This window comes from Gluconacetobacter tumulicola (genome assembly GCF_014174215.1).
GTDB lineage: Bacteria > Pseudomonadota > Alphaproteobacteria > Acetobacterales > Acetobacteraceae > Gluconacetobacter > Gluconacetobacter tumulicola.
In genome coordinates this window covers 84,954-106,708 of record NZ_JABEQL010000013.1, presented here as the reverse complement: position 1 = coordinate 106,708, position 21,755 = coordinate 84,954, and the positions used below count along the sequence as shown (strand labels likewise).

19 protein-coding genes and 1 pseudogene are annotated in these 21,755 nt (G+C 65.9%); 13 read left to right on the top strand and 7 right to left on the bottom strand.

From position 1 onward, the window contains the following. The first annotated feature begins 34 nt into the window (after positions 1 to 34). The 13 genes and pseudogenes from HLH29_RS11310 to HLH29_RS11250 all read left to right on the top strand — a co-directional run bounded on the left by HLH29_RS11310 (position 35) and on the right by HLH29_RS11250 (position 12,721). Positions 35 to 2,902: a bifunctional transaldolase/phosoglucose isomerase gene (locus HLH29_RS11310; protein ID WP_182966817.1), complete on the top strand. Its 2,868-nt coding sequence runs from the start codon at positions 35 to 37 to the stop codon at positions 2,900 to 2,902. A gap of 112 nt (positions 2,903 to 3,014) precedes the next feature. Further along, positions 3,015 to 4,010 (top strand): phosphogluconate dehydrogenase (NAD(+)-dependent, decarboxylating), encoded by a 996-nt coding sequence (gnd, locus tag HLH29_RS11305; protein WP_182966815.1) that lies wholly within the window; start codon positions 3,015 to 3,017, stop codon positions 4,008 to 4,010. Between the two features lie 294 nt (positions 4,011 to 4,304). After that, the gene (gene zwf / locus HLH29_RS11300; RefSeq protein ID WP_182966813.1) at positions 4,305 to 5,843 is read left to right on the top strand and encodes a glucose-6-phosphate dehydrogenase; all 1,539 of its coding nucleotides are present in this window, start codon (positions 4,305 to 4,307) and stop codon (positions 5,841 to 5,843) included. Further along, positions 5,840 to 6,682, top strand: a complete 843-nt coding sequence (locus tag HLH29_RS11295) for a Cof-type HAD-IIB family hydrolase (protein ID WP_182966811.1) — start codon at positions 5,840 to 5,842, stop codon at positions 6,680 to 6,682. The genes zwf and HLH29_RS11295 overlap by 4 nt, the downstream gene beginning before the upstream one ends. A gap of 139 nt (positions 6,683 to 6,821) precedes the next feature. Beyond that, positions 6,822 to 7,634, top strand: a complete 813-nt coding sequence (locus HLH29_RS11290; protein ID WP_182966809.1) for a Cof-type HAD-IIB family hydrolase — start codon at positions 6,822 to 6,824, stop codon at positions 7,632 to 7,634. Then, positions 7,634 to 8,368, top strand: a complete 735-nt coding sequence (pgl, locus tag HLH29_RS11285) for a 6-phosphogluconolactonase (protein WP_182966808.1) — start codon at positions 7,634 to 7,636, stop codon at positions 8,366 to 8,368. Before HLH29_RS11290 ends, pgl begins: the two co-directional genes overlap by 1 nt. An 87-nt stretch (positions 8,369 to 8,455) precedes the next feature. Continuing rightward, complete coding sequence (gene rpiA, locus HLH29_RS11280; RefSeq protein WP_182966806.1) at positions 8,456 to 9,160, top strand: ribose-5-phosphate isomerase RpiA; 705 nt, start codon at positions 8,456 to 8,458, stop codon at positions 9,158 to 9,160. Next, positions 9,157 to 9,735, top strand: a complete 579-nt coding sequence (locus tag HLH29_RS11275; protein ID WP_182966803.1) for a gluconokinase — start codon at positions 9,157 to 9,159, stop codon at positions 9,733 to 9,735. Before rpiA ends, HLH29_RS11275 begins: the two co-directional genes overlap by 4 nt. 60 nt (positions 9,736 to 9,795) lie before the next feature. Beyond that, positions 9,796 to 10,692: pseudogene (locus HLH29_RS11270) on the top strand (retropepsin-like aspartic protease); the annotation flags it as partial. 264 nt (positions 10,693 to 10,956) lie between these two features. Next, entirely contained in the window at positions 10,957 to 11,145 is a 189-nt protein-coding gene (locus HLH29_RS11265; protein ID WP_182966799.1) for a hypothetical protein, read from the top strand. A 74-nt stretch (positions 11,146 to 11,219) separates the two neighbouring features. After that, positions 11,220 to 11,852, top strand: a complete 633-nt coding sequence (locus HLH29_RS11260; RefSeq protein WP_246374143.1) for a YitT family protein — start codon at positions 11,220 to 11,222, stop codon at positions 11,850 to 11,852. 204 nt (positions 11,853 to 12,056) lie between these two features. Beyond that, entirely contained in the window at positions 12,057 to 12,299 is a 243-nt protein-coding gene (locus HLH29_RS11255; protein WP_182966797.1) for a type II toxin-antitoxin system Phd/YefM family antitoxin, read from the top strand. Further along, positions 12,296 to 12,721 (top strand): type II toxin-antitoxin system VapC family toxin, encoded by a 426-nt coding sequence (locus HLH29_RS11250; protein ID WP_182966795.1) that lies wholly within the window; start codon positions 12,296 to 12,298, stop codon positions 12,719 to 12,721. Before HLH29_RS11255 ends, HLH29_RS11250 begins: the two co-directional genes overlap by 4 nt. A 107-nt stretch (positions 12,722 to 12,828) precedes the next feature. On the opposite strand, the gene HLH29_RS11245 is transcribed toward HLH29_RS11250, so the two are convergent. The 7 genes from HLH29_RS11245 to HLH29_RS11215 all read right to left on the bottom strand — a co-directional run bounded on the left by HLH29_RS11245 (position 12,829) and on the right by HLH29_RS11215 (position 21,740). After that, a complete protein-coding gene (locus tag HLH29_RS11245; RefSeq protein WP_182966793.1) occupies positions 12,829 to 13,470 on the bottom strand; it encodes a hypothetical protein in 642 nt (213 codons plus the stop codon). Positions 13,471 to 13,713: 243 nt separating this feature from the next. Continuing rightward, positions 13,714 to 16,140, bottom strand: a complete 2,427-nt coding sequence (locus tag HLH29_RS11240; RefSeq protein WP_182966791.1) for a TonB-dependent receptor — start codon at positions 16,138 to 16,140, stop codon at positions 13,714 to 13,716. A 261-nt stretch (positions 16,141 to 16,401) separates the two neighbouring features. Beyond that, positions 16,402 to 17,118, bottom strand: a complete 717-nt coding sequence (locus tag HLH29_RS11235) for an MgtC/SapB family protein (RefSeq protein WP_182966789.1) — start codon at positions 17,116 to 17,118, stop codon at positions 16,402 to 16,404. A gap of 25 nt (positions 17,119 to 17,143) precedes the next feature. Next, the gene (locus tag HLH29_RS11230) at positions 17,144 to 18,142 is read right to left on the bottom strand and encodes a sulfite exporter TauE/SafE family protein (RefSeq protein ID WP_182966787.1); all 999 of its coding nucleotides are present in this window, start codon (positions 18,140 to 18,142) and stop codon (positions 17,144 to 17,146) included. Between the two features lie 105 nt (positions 18,143 to 18,247). Then, positions 18,248 to 18,982: a pirin family protein gene (locus HLH29_RS11225; protein WP_182966785.1), complete on the bottom strand. Its 735-nt coding sequence runs from the start codon at positions 18,980 to 18,982 to the stop codon at positions 18,248 to 18,250. 126 nt (positions 18,983 to 19,108) lie between these two features. Beyond that, complete coding sequence (locus tag HLH29_RS11220) at positions 19,109 to 20,677, bottom strand: efflux transporter outer membrane subunit (RefSeq protein ID WP_182966783.1); 1,569 nt, start codon at positions 20,675 to 20,677, stop codon at positions 19,109 to 19,111. After that, positions 20,664 to 21,740 carry an HlyD family secretion protein gene (locus HLH29_RS11215; protein WP_182966781.1) on the bottom strand — a complete coding sequence of 359 codons (1,077 nt, stop codon included), beginning with the start codon at positions 21,738 to 21,740 and terminating at the stop codon, positions 20,664 to 20,666. Before HLH29_RS11215 ends, HLH29_RS11220 begins: the two co-directional genes overlap by 14 nt. Between the last annotated feature and the right edge of the window lie 15 nt (positions 21,741 to 21,755).

Here is a 21,755-nt window from a genome sequence, read left to right as displayed (position 1 = left end):
CTATCGCCCGCCATGAATCTGAAGGAGCAACACCATGAACGTCGTAAACAAGGCGGGTGTGCAGGGCAGCGCCAATCCGCTGAAGACGCTCGAATCATTCGGCCAGTCCCCCTGGCTGGACTTCATCCAGCGGTCGTACACCGAGAACGGCAGCCTGACGAAGCTGGTGGACGAGGACGGGCTGAAGGGCGTGACCTCCAACCCCGCCATCTTCCAGAAGGCGATGGGCCAGGGCACGGATTACGACCCGCAATACAAGGACATCCTGGCCCATCGCATCGTCGATGCCGGCACCTTGTACGAGACCATGGCCATCGACGACATCAAGGCGGCGGCGAAGGTCCTGTACCCGGTCTATGAGGCCACCAAGGGTCTGGACGGCTATGTCAGCCTCGAAGTCTCGCCCTACCTGGCGCGCGACACGCGCGGCACGGTCGACGAGGCCCGCCGCCTGTGGAAGGCGGTCGATGCCCGTAACCTGATGATCAAGATCCCCGGCACCGACGAGGGCGCGCCCGCCGTGCGCACCGTCATCGCCGACGGGCTGAGCATCAACGTCACGCTGCTCTTCTCGCTCGACGCCTACAAATCGGTGCTGGAAGCCTATATCGCGGGCCTGGAAGACCGGCACGCCAAGGGGCTGCCGGTTTCGGGCATCGCAAGCGTCGCCTCCTTCTTCGTCAGCCGCATCGACGGCAAGATCGACAAGACGATCGACCAGCGCGTGGCCGCCGGCGACAAGGACGCCGAGGCCCTGAAGGCCCTGCGCGGCAAGGTCGCCATCGCCAACGCCAAGCTGGCCTATGTCCATTGGCAGGAGGTCACGAAGTCCGAGCGCTGGCAGAAGCTGGCGGCGCTGGGCGCGCAGACGCAGCGCCTGCTGTGGGCCAGCACCGGCACCAAGGACAAGGCCTACAGCGACGTGCTGTATGTCGAGGAACTGATCGGGCCCGAGACGGTCAACACCATCCCGCCCGCGACGTTCGACGCCTTCCGCGACCACGGCAAGGTCCGCGCCTCGCTGACCGAGGATGTCGAGGGCGCGCGCCACGTGCTGGCCGAGGCCGAGCGCCTGGGGCTGGACCTGGCCGGCGTGACCGTCACGCTGGTCGATGAAGGCGTGGCCTCCTTCGCCGATGCGTTCGACGACCTGCTGGGCACGGTCGCGCGCAAGCAGAACGCGCTGCTGGGCGCGCATCTGACCGAGACGAAGCTGGACCTGCCGGCCGAGATCGACACGGCGGTGAAGGCCAGCCTCGAATCCTGGCGCCAGGACGGCACCGTCCGCCGCATCTGGGCGCGCGACGCCACGGTGTGGACCGGCAAGGACGAGGCCAAATGGCTGAAATGGCTCGGCATCGTCGATGACCGCCTGGCCGACCTGCCGGCGCTGGAAGCCTTCCAGGCCGAGGTGAAGGCAAAGGGCTTCACCGACATCCTGCTGCTGGGCATGGGCGGATCGAGCCTCGGTCCGGAAGTGCTGGCCGAAACCTTCGGCAAGCATGAGGGCTTCCCGCACCTCTACGTGCTCGACAGCACCGACCCGCAGCAGATCCGCGCGTTCGAGAAGAAGATCGACCTCGCGAAGACGCTGTTCATCGTCTCGTCCAAATCGGGCGGCACGCTGGAGCCCAACATCCTCAAGGCCTATTTCTTCGAGGCCGCGAAGAAGGTGCTGGGTGAGGCGGTCGGCAGCCATTTCGTGGCGGTGACCGATCCGGGCTCGCACATGGAAGAGGTCGCGAAGAAGGACGGGTTCTGGAAGATCTTCTACGGCGAGAAGGAAATCGGCGGCCGCTATTCGGTGCTGTCGAATTTCGGCATCGTCCCGGCTGCCGCCTCCGGCGTGGCGCTCAAGGAATTCCTGGACAGCGCGCTCTATGGTGCCCGCGCGTCCGCCGCCTCGGTGCCGCCGACGCTCAATCCGGGCGTGCTGCTGGGCACCGTGCTGGGTGTCGCCGCCACGCAGTTCGGCCGTGACAAGGTGACCATCGTCGCCTCGCCCGGCATCCACGATCTGGGCGCGTGGCTGGAACAGCTCATCGCGGAATCGACCGGCAAGATCGGCAAGGGCCTGGTGCCGATCGATCAGGAAACGCTGGGCGCGCCCGCGCTGTACGGCAAGGACCGCGTCTTCGCCTATCTGCGCCTGGCCTCGAAGCCCGACGCCGAGCAGGACGAGGCGATCCGCGCCCTGGTCGCGGCCGGCGAGCCGGTGGTGACGATCACGCTGCACCATCCGCGCCAGATCGCGCAGGAATTCTTCCGCTGGGAATTCGCCACCGCCGTCGCCGGCTCGATCCTGGGGATCGACCCGTTCGACCAGCCGGATGTCGAGGCCTCGAAGGTCGAAACCAAGAAGCTGACGACCGCCTATAACGAAACCGGCACCCTGCCGGCGGAAACCCCGTTCGCGACCGACGGCGCCTTTGCCTTCTTCGCCGACGCGGCCAACGCGGCGGCGCTCAAGGGGGCTTCGACGGCCGACATCCTCAAGGCCCATTTCGGCCGGGTTGGCGCGGGCGATTATGTCGGCCTGCTGGCCTATGTGGAGCGCGATGCCGCTACCATCGAGTGGATTCAGGCCACCCGCCTGACCATCCGCGACGCGCTGAAGGTGGCGACGGCGGCGGAATTCGGACCGCGCTTCCTGCACTCGACCGGGCAGGCCTACAAGGGCGGGCCCAACAGCGGCGTGTTCCTGCAGATCACGGCGGACGATGTGGCCGACCTGCCGGTTCCGGGCGAGAAATACACGTTCGGCGTGGTCAAGGCCGCGCAGGCGCGGGGCGATTTCGACGTCCTGGCCGAACGTGGCCGGCGCGCGCTACGGGTGCACATCACGGGCGATCTGGCATCGGGCCTGCGGGCACTGGGCCAGGCGATCGGCGCCGCCCTCTGACATCTGGACGGCCCCGCCCGCCACGCGGGCGGGGCACCCCCGGTTTCATGAATGAGTTGTCCGGGGGCTGGCTTATGCGCGGCGCTGTACCGCGCCATGGAGACGTAACATTATGCAAATCGGCATCATCGGCCTGGGCCGCATGGGCGGCAACATCGCCGTCCGCCTGTCGCGCCACGGGCATGACGTGGTCCTGTTCGACCGCGATCCCGCCACGGTGGGCAAGGTCCGCGACCGGACCGAAGGCGGGCGCGGCATCGCCGCCGACAGCGTGGCCGACCTGGTGGGCAAGCTGACGGCCTCGCGCAAGATCGTGTGGGTCATGCTGCCCGCCGGCGAGATCACCGAGGCAGCGGTGCAGGAACTGGCCGGCCTGCTGGGAAGCGACGACATCCTGATCGACGGCGGCAACAGCTATTACAAGGACGATATCCGCCGCGCCGCCCAGCTGGCGGAAAAGGGCATCCACTATATCGACGTCGGCACCTCCGGCGGTGTGTGGGGCCTGGAGCGCGGCTATTGCATGATGTACGGCGGCAGCAAGGATTCCGCCGACCATATCGACCCGATCCTGGACGCCCTGGCGCCGGGCAAGGGCGACGTGCCCCCCACCCCCGACCGCGACAAGCCGGACCTCGATCCCCGCGCCGAGAAGGGCTATCTGCATTGCGGCCCCGCCGGTTCGGGCCATTTCGTGAAGATGGTCCATAACGGCATCGAATACGGCATGATGCAGGCCTTCGCCGAAGGCTTCGACATCATGAAGACCAAGAACTCGCCGCTCCTGCCCGAGGACCAGCGTTTCGACCTGAACATGGCCGACATCGCCGAAGTCTGGCGCCGCGGCAGCGTGGTGTCCTCGTGGCTGCTGGACCTGACGGCAGAGGCGTTGGCCAAGAACGCGTCTCTGTCCGAATTCACCGGCGAGGTCGCGGATTCCGGCGAAGGCCGCTGGACGCTCGAAGCCGCGATCGAGGAATCGGTGCCGGCCCCGGTCATCACCGCCTCGCTGTTCACGCGCTTCCGCTCGCGCACCGGCAACAACTACGCCGAGAAGATCCTGTCCGCCATGCGCTTCGGCTTCGGCGGGCATGTCGAGAAAAAGTAAGACCAGTCTTTCAGGAACGGTAAGCTCCTGCCTGTGGAATGCGTTCCACGGGCAGGCAGAAGAAGAATGATCATGTTGTGGACCAACGACGAAGGGGCGGCGGTCTTCGTTCTTTTTTGAAAAAAAAGAACCAAAAAACTTTGATTCGTTCAGCCTCCTTGTGCTTGGGGCACACGATGTCCCCGAACGGATAAAAGTCTTTTTGCTTCTTTTTCTTCAGAAAAAGAAGAGATCCTTAGCAGAACCCTCAGTGTCCACAACATCAGATGGAAACAGTGCAGGGAAACGCCCCACATGGATGGAATCATCGCCTCCGCGTCCTCCGAGATCGAAGGGAGCAGCCCTCCGCCACGGCGTGCCCCGCCATGCGTCTTCGTCATCTTCGGTGGCGGCGGCGACCTGACGAAGCGCCTGCTGGTGCCCGCCATCTACAATCTGGCCTGTGCCGGACTGCTGGATGAGGGATTCTCGATCGTCGCCGTGGACTGGGCCGATCTGTCCGACGAGGTGCTGCGCGCGCAGTTCAACGAGGCCCTGCAGGAATTCGTGGCCCGACGCGGCACCGCCGCCGCCACCCTGCGCGAGGATATGTGGACCTGGCTGAGCAGCCGGATTTCCTACCTGCGCGGCTCGTTCGAGGAAGCGTCGACCTATGCCAGCCTCAGCGAGCGGATCGGGTCGGGCAATGCCGTGTTCTACCTGGCCGTCGCCGCCCGCTTCTTCGGCGCCATCAGCGACCGCCTGGGTGAATCCGGCCTGGTGACCGAGGCCAACGGCAACGGCACCTTCCGCCGCGTGATCGTCGAAAAGCCCTTCGGCCACGATCTGCAATCGGCGCGGGAACTGAACCGCCGCCTGCTGGGCGTGCTGCGCGAACGGCAGATCTATCGGATCGACCATTATCTGGGCAAGGAAACGGTCCAGAACATCATGGCCCTGCGCTTTTCCAACGGGTTCTTCGAGCCCCTGTGGAACCGGCAGAATATCGACCACGTCCAGATCACGGCGGCCGAAACCGTGGGGGTGGAACGGCGCGGCCGCTTCTACGAGGGCACGGGCGCCCTGCGCGACATGGTGCCCAACCATCTGATGCAGCTCCTGGCCATGACGGCGATGGAGGCCCCGGTCTCGTTCGACGCCGACGCGGTGCGCGACGAGAAATCGAAGGTGCTGAAGGCCGCCCATTGCGTGGGCGCCGACGATGTGGTGCGCGGCCAGTATGTCGCCGGCATGCTGGGCGGCGAGGACGTGCCCGCCTATCGCGACGAGCCCGACGTGGCCCCGGATTCGCAGACCGAAACCTATGTGGCGATGAAGCTGGCGGTCGATAACTGGCGCTGGGCCGGGGTGCCGTTCTACCTGCGCACCGGCAAGCGCCTGGCCGAGCGCCGGACCGAGATCGCGATCCATTTCCGCCACGCGCCCTACGCGCTGTTCCGCGACACGCCGGTCGAGCGGCTGACCCCCAACATCATGACCATGCACATCCAGCCCACCGAGGGCGTGACGCTGCAATTCGGCGCCAAGGTGCCGGGCCCCACCGTGCGCCTGGGCGGCGTGCGAATGAAGTTCGATTATTCCGAATGGTTCAGCGACGGGCCCAGCACCGGCTACGAAACGCTGATCTACGATTGCCTGATCGGAGACGCGACCCTGTTCCAGCGCGCCGACAATATCGAAGCCGGGTGGCAGGTCGTCCAGCCGGCGCTGGATTGGGGCGCGCATGTCGGTGCGGCGCCGCTCTGCGCCTACGCCGCCGGCTCGTCCGGCCCGGTCGAGGCCGACGCCCTGCTGGCCCGCGACGGCCGCCACTGGCTGGCGCTGGGCGCATGAGCGCGCCCGGATTGCCGCAGCGTCCCGGCCCGTCCGGGCGTGTCCGGATGGTGGTCTCCGACATCGACGGCACGCTGGTCACGCCCGACAAGCGCCTGACCCACCCGGTGCTGGAGGCCGCGCGGGCCCTGCGCGCGGCGGGCATCACGCTGTGCCTGGTCAGCAGCCGCGCCCCGCGCGGCATGGAGATGTTCCTCGGCCCGCTGGGCATCGACACGCCCTATGCCGGGCTGAATGGCGGGCTGGTCGCACGGCCCGACGGCACCATCCTCTCCCGCCTGTCGCTGGCCCCCGCGACAACGCGCGAGGCCGTCGGCGCCCTGCATCAGGACGAGGTCAGCGCCTGGCTGTTCATCGGCCGCGACTGGCTGATCACCGACCCCCACGGCCCCTATGTGGCGCGCGAGCGCGAGACGGTGCAGACCGAGCCGGTGGTGGTGCCCGATTTCACCGGCCATTATCATGATGTCGGCAAGATCATGGGCGCCTCGGCCGACTATCCCCGCCTGGCCCAGGCCGAAGCCCGGCTGGCCACCCTGCTGGCCGGCCACGCCAGCGTCCATCGGTCGTCGGATTATTATCTCGATATCACCCACCCCCAGGCTAACAAGGGCTACGCGGCCATGGAACTGGCCCGCCTGATGGAGGTCGATATCAGCGAGGTCGCGTGCATCGGCGACATGAACAACGACGTGCCGATGCTGGACGAAGCCGGCGTCGCCATCGCCATGGGCAACGCGCCCGACGCGGTAAAGACTCACGCCCATTTCGTAACCGGCCCCAACACCCAAAGCGGCTGGGCACAGGCGATGCACGACTATGTTCTTCCGCGAGCCTGATTCGCGGGGCTTTGCCCCGCACCCCACCAAAGGCAGTCGCCTTTGGAAACCAGTTGTCGGGCAACGAACAGGGGTGAAGGGGACGACTGTCCCCTTCCGGGTTCGGGCAGAGCCCGACCTTAAGGACGGAGAATAACGTATGGGCGCGGATCACATCCGGCTGGTACTGGCCGATGTCGACGGAACCCTGGTCACGCGTGAGAAGATCCTCACCCCGCGCGCGATCCGGGCCGTGGAGCGGCTGCGCGAGAAGGGCATCCTGTTCACCATCACCAGCGGCCGCCCGCCGCTGGGCATGAAGATGGTTATCGACCCGCTGCGGATCGATCAGCCGATTGCCGGCTTCAACGGCGGCATGATCGTGCGTCCCGATTATTCGGTGATCGAATCCCACACGCTCACGCCGCAGGTGGCGCGCCGCACGCTGGAGATCCTGCGCGACCACAAGGTCGACCCGTGGGTCTATGACGGCAATGACTGGATCGTCTCCAATGCCGAAGCCCCGCATGTGGCGCGCGAGCAATGGACGGTGAAATTCCCGCCCAAGGTCGCGGATGTGGGCGCGGCGCTGGACCAGGTGGTCAAGATCACCGGCGTGTCCGACGATCTGGACCTGATGAAGCGGGTCGAGCACGATCTGCAGCAGGCGCTGGGCGATGCGGCCTCCGCCGCGCGGTCCCAGCCTTATTATGTCGATGTCACGCACCACGATGCCAACAAGGGCGGCGTGGTGGCGGCGCTGGAGCGGCTGCTGGGCATTCCGGCGGCGCAGATCGCCACACTGGGCGACCAGCCCAATGATGTGCTGATGTTCCGCCCCAGCTTCCTGTCCATCGCGATGGGCCAGGCGTCGGATGAGGTCAAGGCGCAGGCCACCCATGTCACCACCTCGTCCGAGGAGGAAGGGTTCGCGGTGGGGGTCGAGCGTTATATTCTCGGAGAGGATTCGTAATGGGTCATGATGTGACGAACGGCCGGGTGGTCGTGCTGGACGATGGCGAGGCGATCGCCCACCATATGGCCGAATGGCTGACCGAACAGGCGCTGGCCAAGACGGATGGTCCGTTCGTGGTCGCGCTGTCCGGCGGGTCCACGCCCAAGCGGCTGTATGAAATCCTGGGCTCGGCGGACTACGCCACCCGCTTCCCGTGGGCGCGCACCCACCTGTTCTTCGGCGACGAGCGGTTCGTGCCGCCTTCAGATCCGGCCAGCAATTACGCCATGACGCAGGCAGCCCTGCTGTCGCATGTCGCCATCCCGCCGGCCCAGGTGCATCCCATGCCCACCGACGGCGACCCGGCGGATGCCGCCGCGCGCTACCAGGCGGCCTTGCAGGCGCTCTACGGCGCGGCGGAGTTACAGCCCGGCCGCCCGCTGTTCGATGTCGTGCTGCTGGGGCTGGGCGATAACGGCCACACCGCCTCGCTCTTCCCCCGCCAGCCGGTATTGCAGGAGCGCAAGCTGTGGGTGTCCACCTGCGTGCCCGACGACGCCCCCCATACCCGGCTGACTTTGACCTATCCGGCGATCCATTCCAGCCGGCACGTGGTCTTCATGCTGGCCGGCGCGGGCAAGCGCGAAGTCTTCGCCCGCGTACGCGCCGGCGATCCGGTGGAACCCGCCAGCCACATCACGACCGAGGGCGACCTGACCTGGCTGGTGGACAAGGCGGCTGCTGGCGTATGACGATCACCGCTCCCCGCAGCCAGGGGGCAATTGGATAAGGATAAGAGAACCGCCGGTACCGCCGGCAGGTTCCGGAAAGGGAACAGGATGAGCGGCCAGAATTCAGACCCGATGGGTGAACTGAAACGCAGGGCGGCCGAAGAAGCCGCCGCGATGGTGCAGGACGGCATGGCCGTCGGCCTCGGCACGGGCAGCACGGCGGCGCTGATGATCGACGCGCTCGGCCGGCGCTGGGCGGACGGGCTGCGTTTCGTCGGCATTCCCACCTCCGAACGCTCGGCGGAACAGGCGCGGGCGCTGGGCATCACCCTGGTCGATTTTTCCACCCACGCCCAGCTCGACCTCGCCATCGACGGCGCGGACGAGGTCGAGCGCGGCTCGCTGGACCTGATCAAGGGCCTGGGCGGCGCCCTGCTGCGCGAGAAGATCGTGGCGGCGGCGGCACGGCGCTTCGTCGTCATCGTCGACGAGGGCAAGCTGGTCGACCATCTGGGCAGCCGCTCGCCGGTCCCCGTCGAGGTCACGCCCTTCGGCTGGGAAAGCACGGCACGGCAACTGGGCGAGCTCGGCGCGCGGGTGGCACTGCGCATCAAGCGCGACGGCGATCTGTTCGTCACCGATGGCGGCAACCTGATCCTGGATTGCACCTTCGGCCCGATCGAGGACCCGAGGGCGCTGGAGGCGGCGATCGGCGATATTGTCGGCGTGATCGAAAGCGGCCTGTTCGTCCATCGCACGTCCGAAGTCATCGTGGCCGGCCGCCAGGGCCTGACCCGCCTGGTGGCGGCATGAGCGCGCCGGAGACGGAGCGGCACGCGCCGCTGCCGGTGGCGGAGGGGATTCCCCCCCATGTCATCGTGCTGATGGGCGTATCCGGCAGCGGCAAGACCTCGGTGGCCGAGGGGCTGCACAATCTGCTGGGCTGGCCGTATCAGGAAGGCGATAACCTCCATCCCCAGGCCAATGTCGACAAGATGGCGGCCGGCATCCCCCTGACCGATGAAGATCGCCTGCCCTGGCTGGCGCTTTGTCACGCCTGGATCGTGGAGCGGCTGGCCGATGGCGGCGGCGGCATCCTGACCTGCTCGGCGCTCAAACATGCCTACCGCGACATCCTGCGCCAGGGGGCGGGCCGGGTGACGTTCATCTATCTGGATGTGCCCAAATCGCTCCTGGAGACGCGGCTGGCCCGTCGCCAGGGCCACTACATGCCGCCCACCCTGCTGCCCAGCCAGCTTGCCGCGCTGGAAGTGCCGACACCCGACGAGCACGCGCTGACGGTGGAATGCGAAGGCCCGCCCGCCGAGGTGATCGCGCGCGTGCTCACCGAGATCCGCTACCATCTCGACCGCCGGCCCTTCTCGTGATGCGGTGAAATCGCTGCATGGTGGGGCAGGGCGTGGCGGAACGATGATGGGCAAACGCTGATGTCGGCATGGCGGCGTGCGGCCCGCTCCGGCTTCAGGCCGTTGCCGCTCCTGCTGGCGACGATGCTGCCCTGGCCCATGATGGCCGCCCACGGGCAACCCGCCGCGCCGCCTGTGGGCGCGACCGAGCCCCCACCCCCCGCGCCACGGAACGGCCGCTGCATCGCCCATGTCCTGTCGCTGCCATTACTGACGGGCGAGGGCAGCCCCGGCGTGCCGATCACGCTCAACGCGGCCGAGGGCATGGCCTTCCTCAGCCTGTCGCAGGAGATGCTGGGCGTCTTCGAACGCCCCGGCATAGGCTACGACCATGGCCGGTCGTTGCAGATGAAAACGGTCACCGGCGCGGGCGAGACGAGGGAGACCGTCGTCGACCGGCTCCAGCTCGATCGCGGCTCGGCCCACCATGTCCCGGCCGTGATCCTGGGACAGATCGGTGACAGGAAGGTGGCGGGGCGCCCGGTGCTGGGCGTGGTGGGCTACGATATCCTGGGCAATTACGACGTGCTGATGGACTTCCCCGGCCAGACCGTCACCCTGTTCAAGGAAACCGGGGCCGCCGCCTGCCCCCCCTTGCCGGCGCTGGTGGGCGCGCATGCCTATACCGCCCTGCTGATGCCCAACCCGCTGGGCATGGATGTCACGGTCCAGGTCGCGATCGACGGCGCGCCGATCGGCATGCAGGTCGAACCCGGCTCCAACGCCTCGATCGTGCGCGCGGCCGATGCCGCCGATATCGGGGTAGGGCAGGCAGCACTGGCCGACGACCCGCGCTCGCGCACCGAGGCCGGAAACGCCATCATCGGCCATCGGCACCGCTTCACCCATCCCGTCATCGGCACCTGGCACGGCGACAGCCTGGCCGCCGATGTCACCGACGCGCAGTTCAACATCCTGGGCATGGATTTCTTCCGCGGGCGCCGGGTGCTGTTCGCATTCCCCACCCGCATGCTCTATTTTTCCGATGTCCAGCCGGACGCCGGCCCCCCGGCCTCGGCCGCCCTCAGCCTCGCCCAGTCGCGCCTGGCCGATGTCGAGGTGCAGGAGCAGGACGACACACCCCCCACACCGCCCCTCGCCGCCACGCCCGGCCCCTGACCGGGGCACGGAAACTTCGGCGGCCGAAGACGTTGTATCCTCATGAAAAACAAGGGATTTCATATGCGTCTGTTCGCCCGCGCCGCACTTGCCACCGTCCTGTGCTGCGTCGTCCTGACCGGGTGCAAGAAGAAGCCCGAGACACTGGGCCAGAAGATCGACAATCTGGGCAACAAGGTGCAGGACACCGTGGACCCGCCAAAGGGACCGGCCGAAAGACTGGGCCGCGAGATCGATCGCGCCACGCATTGAGGGCTGCCGTGCGGCCGCCCTTTACAGGCCGAAGCGGGCTTTCTAGGAAAAGCCCCTTCCCCTGATCCTGACCCATGGCCGCCATGCCCAGCCCGTCCTCCCGCGAGTCCACCGCCCTCCGCCACTCTTTGTTCGAGGACGCCTACGCGCTCGTGATCGGCTGTTCGCTGATCGTGCTGGGCCTGGCCTGCCTGCATCGCGCCGGGCTGGTCACCGGCGGCGTGGCCGGGGTGGCGCTGCTGCTCTCCTACGTCCTGCCGCTCTCGGCGGGCACATTGTTCACGCTGATCAACATCCCCTTCCTCATCTTCGCCAGCCGCACCATGGGCTGGGCCTTCACGGTCAAGACCTTCCTCGTCAGCAGCAGCATCACCCTGTTCGCCCTGCTGTTCCCCCACATCATGACACTCGGCTTCATCGCCCCCCTCTGGGCCGCCTTCTTCGGCGGCACCGTCATCGGCATGGGCATCCTCTCGCTCGCCCGCCACCAGGCCGGCGTCGGCGGCACCGGCGTCGTCACTTTGTGGCTCTACAAGAACCGCGGCTGGAACGTCGGCAAGGTCCAACTCGCGATCGACTGCTTCATCCTGGCGATGTCGACCCTCAAGATCGACCTCCCCCATGTCGGCCTGTCCGCCATCAGCGCCATCGCCATCAGCGGCGTCGTCGCCACCTTCCACCGCCCGGGCCGTTATACCGGCTATTGAAAGCATGACCGGACAGGCGGGCTTCTCGGGGCGTTGCCCCGAACCCCACCAAAGGCCGGCGGCCTTTGGAAACCGGATTTTCTTAAGGCAGTTTGATGGGAGCAGACATTGATTTGACGGGTTTGCGCTTCACTATCAAATCTTGATGCGCCGAAAAGGCCGCCCGTGCTATCAAGTGACCAGTTTAATGGTCAGGAGCGGGCGATGCAGACTGTGAATCTGGTGGACGCCAAGGCCCATCTGAGCCGCCTGGTCGAGCAGGCGATGGAGGGCGAGCCTGTCCGCATCAAGCGTCGTGGCAAGGTCGTTGCACAGATCACCAGGGTCGCGCCCGACCGCAAACCTGTTGATCTGAATGCTTTACGCTCATTGACGGACAACATGACCCGGCAAGCCGAGTCGGCCGCTGAAACAGTGCGGACCATGCGTGACGAAGCACGCTATTGAGCCTCTATATCGACACATCGGTGCTGGTCGCAGCGTTGACCAACGAGTCACAGACCGCCCGTATGCAATCGTGGCTCGCGGGACAGGCGCCGGAGGATTTGTTCATCAGTGACTGGGTCTTTACGGAGTTTTCCTCGGCACTGTCGATAAAGCTGCGAACCGGCCAGATCACGGTGACGGACCGCGCGAATGCTCTGGCATTGTTTACGCGCCTTTCCACCGAAAGCTTCGAAACTCTGCCCATAACAAGCCAGCAATTCAGGACGGCAGCCCGGTTTTCAGACCAATATGCTCTGGGCCTGCGGGCAGGGGATGCACTGCATCTCGCCATCTGCGCGGACCACGGAACGACACTCTGCACCCTGGACCGCCGCCTTGCGGAGGCTGGACCGCATATTGGTGTCAGGACGGAGTTACTGTAGTTCGTCGGCCGCTTGGCCAGAATCTTCCAAATGTGCTGGGTATAAAGCTCTTGCACCGATACTTTCTGGCATCGGTAACGCTTCTGGCTCTTCCATACATGGGGAAGTCAAATCAAGGATTGGACGGGATCAATATCCAGGAAGGATTGGATGACAGGGCTCCAGTAATCGGATTTTTTCCCTTGGCGCGTCCAGCAGGACGGATGATGAATGGCGAGGCAGTTGACGGAGAAAGATAATGCGTCAGATGCATAAAAATAGGTATCTGTCTTTTTCCCATCAGGGCACATCATTGTTACGCCTGGCCCATGCCGGGACACCGCTGGAATATCGTTGGTATATTTCGTCCATGCTCTTTTGGAAAAGAGTAGCAATTTTCTCGGTTTGAGCAGGGCCAGAATGACAGGCAGGGCCAGTTCACCTGCGCGAAACATATCGGGAGAGGCTTGCTGAAGCGGTTCACCCGCATGCCGGACAACCGGCCCCTGGCAGAAATTGGCAAAGGCAAACTGACCCCAGAACTGCCCCGCTGGCGTGTCTGCGGACGTGGCACCTAGTACAGCGTCCTTTACCTTATCAAAGAATGACGACGGCAATGTTCTATTTATTGCCTCCTGAACAGCGTGGGTGGTCAAATCAATGGAGTATTCATCTCCCATGTCACAATGATGGCTTTCCCCCATGATTAAAACTCTGTTTTCTCTATACAGCGGTCCGATCCACGGAAGCCTTATAGGCTGATCAATCAAGGGGATATTCTCCAGAAGTGGCAAGACATAGTGCCGGAACACTATATTCCACGTCGGATAATATTCTGTTTTTCTGAACGGGAACTTAAAAGAAGACGAACCGACCCGTCCTCAAACGGCACACCCGCCAAACGAATGGGGGTGAAGGGGGCCACGCCCCCTTCCGGGTGCAGGGCAGAGCCCTGCGCACCCCGCCACGACTGAAAATCGTACCGGCCCCCTACAGGAGGGCCGGCCGGATCATCAGAAAGCGGTCGAGACAGTGCCCGTCATGGTAAAGCGCGGCTCGACCATGAAGGAATTGCCATAGCCCAGCGTGGGGGCGTTGCTGCCGCTATAGACATAGTGCGTGTTCAGGTCGCTGCCGCGATACACCACGCCCATCGCCCCGGTGCGGACGATCGAACCGGTCAGGTTCGTGAAGTTCAGGCGGAAAGTCGGCGACTTGGCGAACAGGAACGCCGGGAAGTGGTAGCCCAGCGACAGCGTGTCGGTCACATAGCCCGGCATGCGCTGGTCGCCGGCAATGCTGACCGATTGCGGGCCGGTGTAATGCACGCTGCCATTGGCGAAAAAGCCCTTGTAGGTATAGGTCAGGCCGAAATTCGCCATGATGTGCGGCGCCATCACCGCCTGCGTGCCCTTGGAATGGATCAGCGTGTTGGTATACGGGTCCATCACGTTGCTGTCCTGCGTCGCGTGCAGATACTCGAACGACGCATAGGGGCTGAAGCCGTGGATGGAACGGCCCGAAATCATCGCGTCGAAGCCGCGCATCGTCTGGCTGCCGATCGACAGGGGCGAGAAGCTGTTCATGCCCACATACTGGTTCACGATGCGGTTCGTGACGTTGTAGTTGAACAGAGACAGGTCGGCGATGATGTATTTGTCGTGATAGCGGTATCCCAGCTCTTCCTTGATGGAATACTGGTTTTTCAGGAAATTCGGACCGGACGGCAGCCAGCCCATATCTACCGCGCTCGGCTGGCGATAATCACCTTCGGCGTTGACATAGATCTGGTGATGCTCGTTGAACGTGTAGCCGATCGACAGCTGCGGCAGCGGCTCGGTGCGGTTGTTGCTGCAATGCTGGAAATTGTCGCTATTGTCGCAGACCGACCCCTTCACCTTGGTGCCGTCGATGTTGGCGAAACTGGCAGTCCAGCTATTGATCATGGCGAACTTGAAGCCCGCATGGATCACCAGCCGGTCATGCAGATATTTCGCGGTATCCTGGATGAACAGCGAATGGATCTCGTATCCGGCGTTCTGGCCGAAGGTGAAGCCTCCGGTCTTGTACAGGTTCCACGGGCTGGGCGGCGTGCCGTCGGCATTGGTGTTGCCGCTGGGATAGGACTGGTTCGTATAGGTGTTTTCGTACCAGTAGCCGACCGAGAACGCGTTATGCGGGTCGATCTGGTAACCCAGCTTGGCCACCGTGCCCACCTGCCGGGTGTCATTCTGCAGGAAGAAGCCGGTCAGGTTCGGGCCGTTATAGGCCGAGCCGTCAGCATTGGAGATCGGATTGGCGGGCGAGGCATCCCAACCCTGGCCGAAGCTGAAATAGGGTTGCAGGTCCAGGCTGAAGCGCGCGGGCAGGACAAGGTGCAGCGGCGCGGTCAGAAAGACCTGGTTCCAATGGTCCTTGCTGTTCTGCCAGTAATTGTCGTTCTTGGGATTGTCCGAACGGCCCCAGCCCTGGCCGGTGTGCTTGTAGCGATAGAACTGGTCCGCGGTCGGGTAGTTGTCGATCGTGAAGTTCTCGTTGTTCCACGACACGAACACCTTGGCGGTCGAACCGTTCTGCCAGTCCTTCTGGATGCCGAAATCCAGATGGTGGCGTTCGTTGATGCCCGATCCCATCCACGACCGGCTGTGGGTGTTGGAGAACGAGAGATAGCTGCGCACGCCGCTATTGCCGATCTCGCCCGATTCCAGGCGCAGGAATTCGCGCGACAGATTGTTGGTGCCGTAGGAGAAATCCATCAGCCCGCCGAATTTCTGCGCCGCCGTATGGCTGCGCTCGTCCATCACGCCGCCGGCGGCGGACATGACGGGCAGGTCGGTCCCCGAACTGCCGGGGGTGATGTTGACCTCTTCCAGGTTCTCGGAATCGATGTCCTCGGCCATGTATTTGGCCGCCGCCGCCGGGGCGCCGTCCACCATCAGCCCCATGTCCAGGTCGGTCAGGCCGCGCACCTGGATCATGCCGCCCTGCATGCCGGCCGTGTCGGGGGTCGAGACACTGAGGCTGGGCAGGTTCTTGATCAGGTCCAGCGCCGTGCTGGTCGGCGCGCGCATGTCGATATATTCCTTGGCGACGGTCTGCACGGTGTGCGGCGCCGTCTCCAGCCGCATCATGCCGCCGCCGCCATTCAGCGCCTGCCGGGACGAGGTGACCGAGATGTCTTCCGCCGTCGCCGCGCGCGGGGCGGCGGCGCGGACCGGGGTGCGCGCCGCCGGAACCGCGCGGGCAGGGGCCTGCGGCGCGGCGGCCGGGGCCGCGCCGGCTGCCGCCGGGTGAGTGGTCGAGGCATGACGATGATGATGCGGGCCGGTCGCGGCGCGCGCCCCCTGTTGCGGCGCCGTGGCGGTACAGAACACGCCGGCCAGGCAGGTCATGGCCTGCAAGCGGCCCCGCAGTCCCGGCATGCGGGAGAGATACGTCATTCCTCGATCCTTTTCACTTCGTCCTTCGCGCGTCCGGTTCGCGCCACGCATGATCCCGAGACGGGCGAGCCTGATAGCCCGTCTTACTACGAAAGACGAATGATCGCCTCCCGGATCGGTTCGAGTTCGAAATTACGGAGGCGCCGCAGGCACCTCAAGGATAAAAGAAACATCAGTCTGTTGCCGTTTTGAGCACGCCTGCCGGCCACCGATCCGCCGCCCGGGCCCATGCCCGCCGATTCGCGCGCTCGCCCGGCCCGGTCAGGATTCAGGCGTGACCAGCCAGCTTGCGTGCGCCACCGCGTGCGTGGTGCCCAGATGGGCGATGACGCGCTGCAATTCGGCCCTGTCGACGGCGGTGCTGGTCAGGGTGGCCGCGATTTCCACCTGGTCCGCGCCCCGATCGGTCAGTTCCACGTCGGCGACGGGGAAGCGGGCCTGTTCCAGATGCGCCACCAGCAGGTCGCGCAGCGTGTCGACATGCGCGCGGTCCGTCAGCAGGCTGACGGTATAGCTGGCCTCCACCCCGCGCCCCTGCAGCGGAATGCGGTCGATGGCATTGACCAGCGGCCGCAGCAGCGTGTTGCCGGCAATGACGAAGACCGTCAGCAACCCGCCCTCGGCCACCATGTCGCACCCGGTGCAGGCACCCACCGCCGCCGAACACCACAAGGTGGCGGCCGTGTTCAGCCCCTGCACATTGGTCCCGTCCTTCATGATCACGCCGGCCCCTAGAAAGCCGATGCCCGACACCACGTAGGAAATCACCCGCACGGCCTCCACATCGCCGGCAATCCGCTGGGCCACGTCCACGAAGGCCGCCGCCCCCACCGCCACCAGCACATTGGTCCGCAGCCCCGCCGTGCGCTGCCGGTACTGGCGCTCGGCGCCGATCAGCGTGCCGAACAGAAAGGCGGAGACGTAGCTGACGATCGTGTCGAGAAAGGCCGGCCCGTTGAAGGTCTGGATGAAATGCATTGCGGCAGGGTCTCCGGCGGATCGTTCAGACCGGCCGCGCGCGCGACAGGCGGCGCGTGATGAAAATGCCCTGGGCCGGCGACAGATGCAGGACCGAGGTGCGATACCACCCCTCGCCCTGTCGCGGCACCCGCCCCGACCCGAATGCCGGGTGGACATGGCGGAATTCGATATCCCCCGGATTCTCGATCTCGACCGAGAAGACATGCTGGCGCCAGCTCAGCATGGCCACCACCTCGCCCGCATGCGTGGCATAGCGGGCTTCCATATGGTCCTGCCGCACGATCTGCTGCCCGGCCTGAAACAGCATCGCCACCCCGGCGACGCAGGCGGCGGCCTGGCCCACATGGCGGAACAGATCGTCATGCAGGCGATGGATCAGCACGCGCATCAGCAGCGTGGCGGCAATCGCGGCGGCCGCGACCACCAGGCCGGCCCGCAGCGCCGGCCCGGTCAGCATGCCATAGGAGAGGTACAGCCACAGCTTGGTCAGATGCAGCAACACGTCATTGGCCGCCCGCGTGGCGACGATCTGCTCCTTCCGCAGGCCCATCCGGTGATAGAACCCGTTGAACAGCAGCCCGACCGCCCCGGTAAAGCCCGATATGAAACCGGCCGCCGCCCCCAGCACGGGCAGCAGCGCGGGGCGAAACGGCCGCACGACGCCCGGCGTCCGCGTCCCCCGGCGCAGCAGGAACGGCAGATTGCCGATCAGGAACACGCCCAGCAGCAGGTCCAGATAGACCGGCTGCAACCGGCTGAGCGCCCACACTCCACCCCACGCGGCCGGCAGCGCCAGCGGCACGAAACGGACCACCACCCCCCAGCATATGGAGCGGAAGAAGGAGACGATGCGCGAGAACGAACTCAGCGCCGTGCCGACCGACAGCGCTGCCGGCACCTGTGCCGGCGCCAGCAGCAGCCCCAGCACCGGCATCACTATCAGCCCGGCCCCGCCGCCCGACACCGCGCTCAGGGCAAAGGCCGCGACAGCGACCACGAACAGCAGCACGGCAACGGCCATGGAATGCTCCCTTCCGGCACGACGATGCGCCGAGGCGATCATAGGTCGTCTTGCCGCCCGCTTCCATCGCCGGGCCACCGCCGGCACGCCTTTTCACGCAGGTTTCTATTTCGCTTCCGTATCAGCCAGCAGGATCACGGCATCTTCGCCCGCCACGACGATGAATTGCTGCTCGTCGTCGATCCGCGCGCCATCGCCGGGGCCGAGGCACGCGCTCTCCAGCGTAACGGTACCCCGCACCACGACCAGATAAAGCGCACGGCCCTGCGTCGTCTGGTAACACGCGCCTTCACCCTGCGGGATCGCCGCATGCAGCAGGCGGGCGCGGGCGCGTAACACCACCGGCGCGCCATCGGTGATGGTGTCCGTCTCCTCCGGGTCATCCTCGGGAAAGCCGGAGGCGAGAATGCGGAAACCACCCTCTTCCAGCCCGGCAAAGGCCGGGCGCGCCTCCTGCACGGGCGTGCCCCCTTCATCATCGGGCAAGAACCAGAATTGCACGAACGTCGCCCCGGCCGCCCCCGCGCGCCAGCCCATCGACAGGCACCCGGCGGCGGTCGAGATCAGATGCAGCCCCCCGGTCCCGATGCTCTCGTCCGCAAACAGGTCGCTGCGCACCGTCAGCGTGCCGTCCGCCACCCAGGTCGCGATATCGACATTCCGTTCGGGCCCCAGCACATACGCCGCATCGGCGGGCAGATGCCCCACATTGACCGCGCGCAGCCGGCCGTCATGCACATGCTGCGGGTCCTGATAGGCCCCGAAGGCGAAATGGCAGCGCAGAAGCGCATCCCCCCGCTGCACCTGGCCCAGAACGTTCGCACGCCGGATCGTGATCATCGGGTCCTGATCCTTTCCTCAGAGTCTGTTTGGAACTGTGGGCTGGCGAGCGAGAGCGGCCCGTGAGCACCGAAGCGCAGGAAACGCGCGTCGGATCGCCGCCAGCGCGCATTTCCAGGCAGGCTCTCAGCCATGCGCTGTCGCCGGGGCCGCATCAGGATAGGTCGCCTCCCACCCGCCGCCCAGCGCGCGATAAAGCTGCGTGACCGCGCGCGAAATCTCCGCCGTCGCATCCACGAACCGGGCCTGCGATGCCAGAAGCTGGTTCTGCACCGTCAGCACGGTCAGGAAATCCGAAGACCCCGCCTTGTATTGCGCCCGCGCGGTCTCCACGGCGATCTCGTTCTCCCGCACCGCCTCGCGCAGCCGGTCGCGTTCCGATTGCGCGGTCGCCAGATCGGTCATCGCATCATCGACCTCCTGCCACGCCTTCAGCACCGTCCGGCGCAGCAGGATCGCGGCCTCCTTCTGCTGGGCCTTGCGCAGACGCAACTGCCCGGTCAGCCGCCCGCCTTCGAACAGCGGCAGGGTGGCCGTCGGCCCGAACCCGTACTGGCGCGACGCCCAGGACCCCAGCCCGCTGAATTGCAGCGCCTGGATGTCGAGACTGCCCGACAGCGTGATGCGCGGAAAGAAATCCGCCACTGCAACACCGACGCTGGCGGTGGCGACATGCAGCCGCTCCTCCGCCATGCGAATGTCCGGCCGCCGCTCGGCCAATTGCGACGGCAGCCCGACCGGCAACTCGGCCGGCACCGGCGGAATGGGCGCGGGCTTGCCAAGCTGCGCATTCACCGCGCCGGGCGCGCGCGCCACCAGAAAACTCAGCGCGTTGAGCAGATGCACCTGCTGGCGCTCCAGCGGCGACCGCTGGGCCTCGAACCCGCGCAACTGGCCCGTCGAATCCGCCACATCCAGCCGCGTCGCCGCCCCGTGGTCGAAGCGCATCGTCGTCAGCCGCATGCTGTCGCGGGCAATGGCGATGTTGTGGTCCAGAATGGCCAGCCGCGCCTGCACGCCCCGCAGGTCGATATAATCCTGCGCGGTCTCGGCCATCAGCGACACCAGCACGTCGCGGCGCATGTCCTCGCTGGCCTGCATGGCCGCCGTGGCCGCTTCCACCTGCCGCCTTACATGCCCCCACAGATCGACTTCCCACGACGCGTTCATGCCATATTGCGGCAGGTTGAACGACGGATTGCCCACACTGCCCGGCAGCGCGGTCGGGCCGAAACCCTGCGTGCCGCTGGCCACCGTCCCGGCCTGCTCGCGCTCCATGGTCCCCAGAAGGCCGAGGATGCCGTTGGTGCTGGCGCGTTCGCGCGCATAGGACGTATTGGCCTCGGCATGCGGAAACTGCGCCGCACTGGCAATCCGCCGCTCGGCCGCGCTTTCCATCAGCCGCAGCGACGCCGCCTGAAGGTCCAGATTCGCCGCCGCCACATCCTGCTCCAGCGCCGTCAGCACCGGGTCGTTGAACTGCCGCCACCATTGCGGATCGGTCGAGGCCATGACCGGATGGCTGGGCGCGGGCGCCACGCTCTGATGCCAAGCGCGCGGACTCTCCACGGCCGGCTTGCGATAATCGGGCCCAACCGTGCAGGCAGCCAGCGCCGCCAGGCAAGCGCAGGCCAGCGCCCAGCGGCCGGATCGCCGCCAGCGCGCATTTCCAGGCAGGTTCTCAGCGCCAGACATAGCGTTCGTCACCGGCATGAGGACCCGACGGGCGGGACGCAGTATCGATGCTGACTTCCACCGACATGCCGACACGGACCTTGGCGGCCAGAGGCTGGCCGGGGTCGAAGGTCAGCTTGACCGGAACACGCTGGACCACCTTGGTGAAATTACCGGTCGCATTGTCCGGCTGGATCGGCGCGAAGGCCACGCCGGTCGCCGGCGCCAGCGAATCCACATGCGCCTTCAGCGGATGGCCGGGAAAGGTATCGACCCATATGGTCGCACTCTGCCCCGTCTGCACATGCGTCAATTGCGTTTCCTGGTAATTCGCCAGCACATAGGCCGCCTGCGTGGGCACCACGGCCAGGATCGCGGTGCCCGGATGCACATAGGCCCCCACCCGCACCCCGCGCTCGCCGACAATGCCGCTCACGGGCGCCGGAATGGTGCAGTAGGACAGGTTCAATTCCGCCTGTCGCGCGTCTCCCTGCGCCTGCAACAACTCGCCCTGCGCCCGCGCCAGCTGCGCCTTCAGCACATCGACCTGCCGGATGGCACTGTCGGTCGCGGCCTCGTCGCGCGCCACGGTGGCCTCGGTCTCCTTCTCGCGCGCCTCGGTGGCCTGCTTCTGCTCCTCCGTGCCCGCCCCACCCGATGACAGATCGCGATAGCGCGCCATGTTCTGGCGCGCGAACTGCAAGGTGGCCTGGTCGGCCTGCACCGCCGCCCGGGCACCCGCGATCACCGAATCCTGCCGCGCCAGTTCCGCCTCCAGGTTCCCCACCGCGCCTTGTGCGGCCATCAGCCGGCCGCGCGCGGCATCCAACGCCGCGCGGTAATCGTCATCCTCGATATGGGCCAGCGCGTCGCCCGCGCGCACCGCCTCGTTATCCTCGGCCAGCACGCGGTCGATCCGCCCCGCCACCTTGGGGGCGACGGCGGTGAAATCGGCGGTGACATAAGCATCGTTCGTGTATTGGTCGACACCATTGCCCAGCACCAGCCGACTGCCGCCCCACGCGGCGAGTGCAAGCACGATGGCGGTACTGCCTGCATAAAGCAGGGGTTTTCTGTAAATCATTCGATGGAGTCCGCA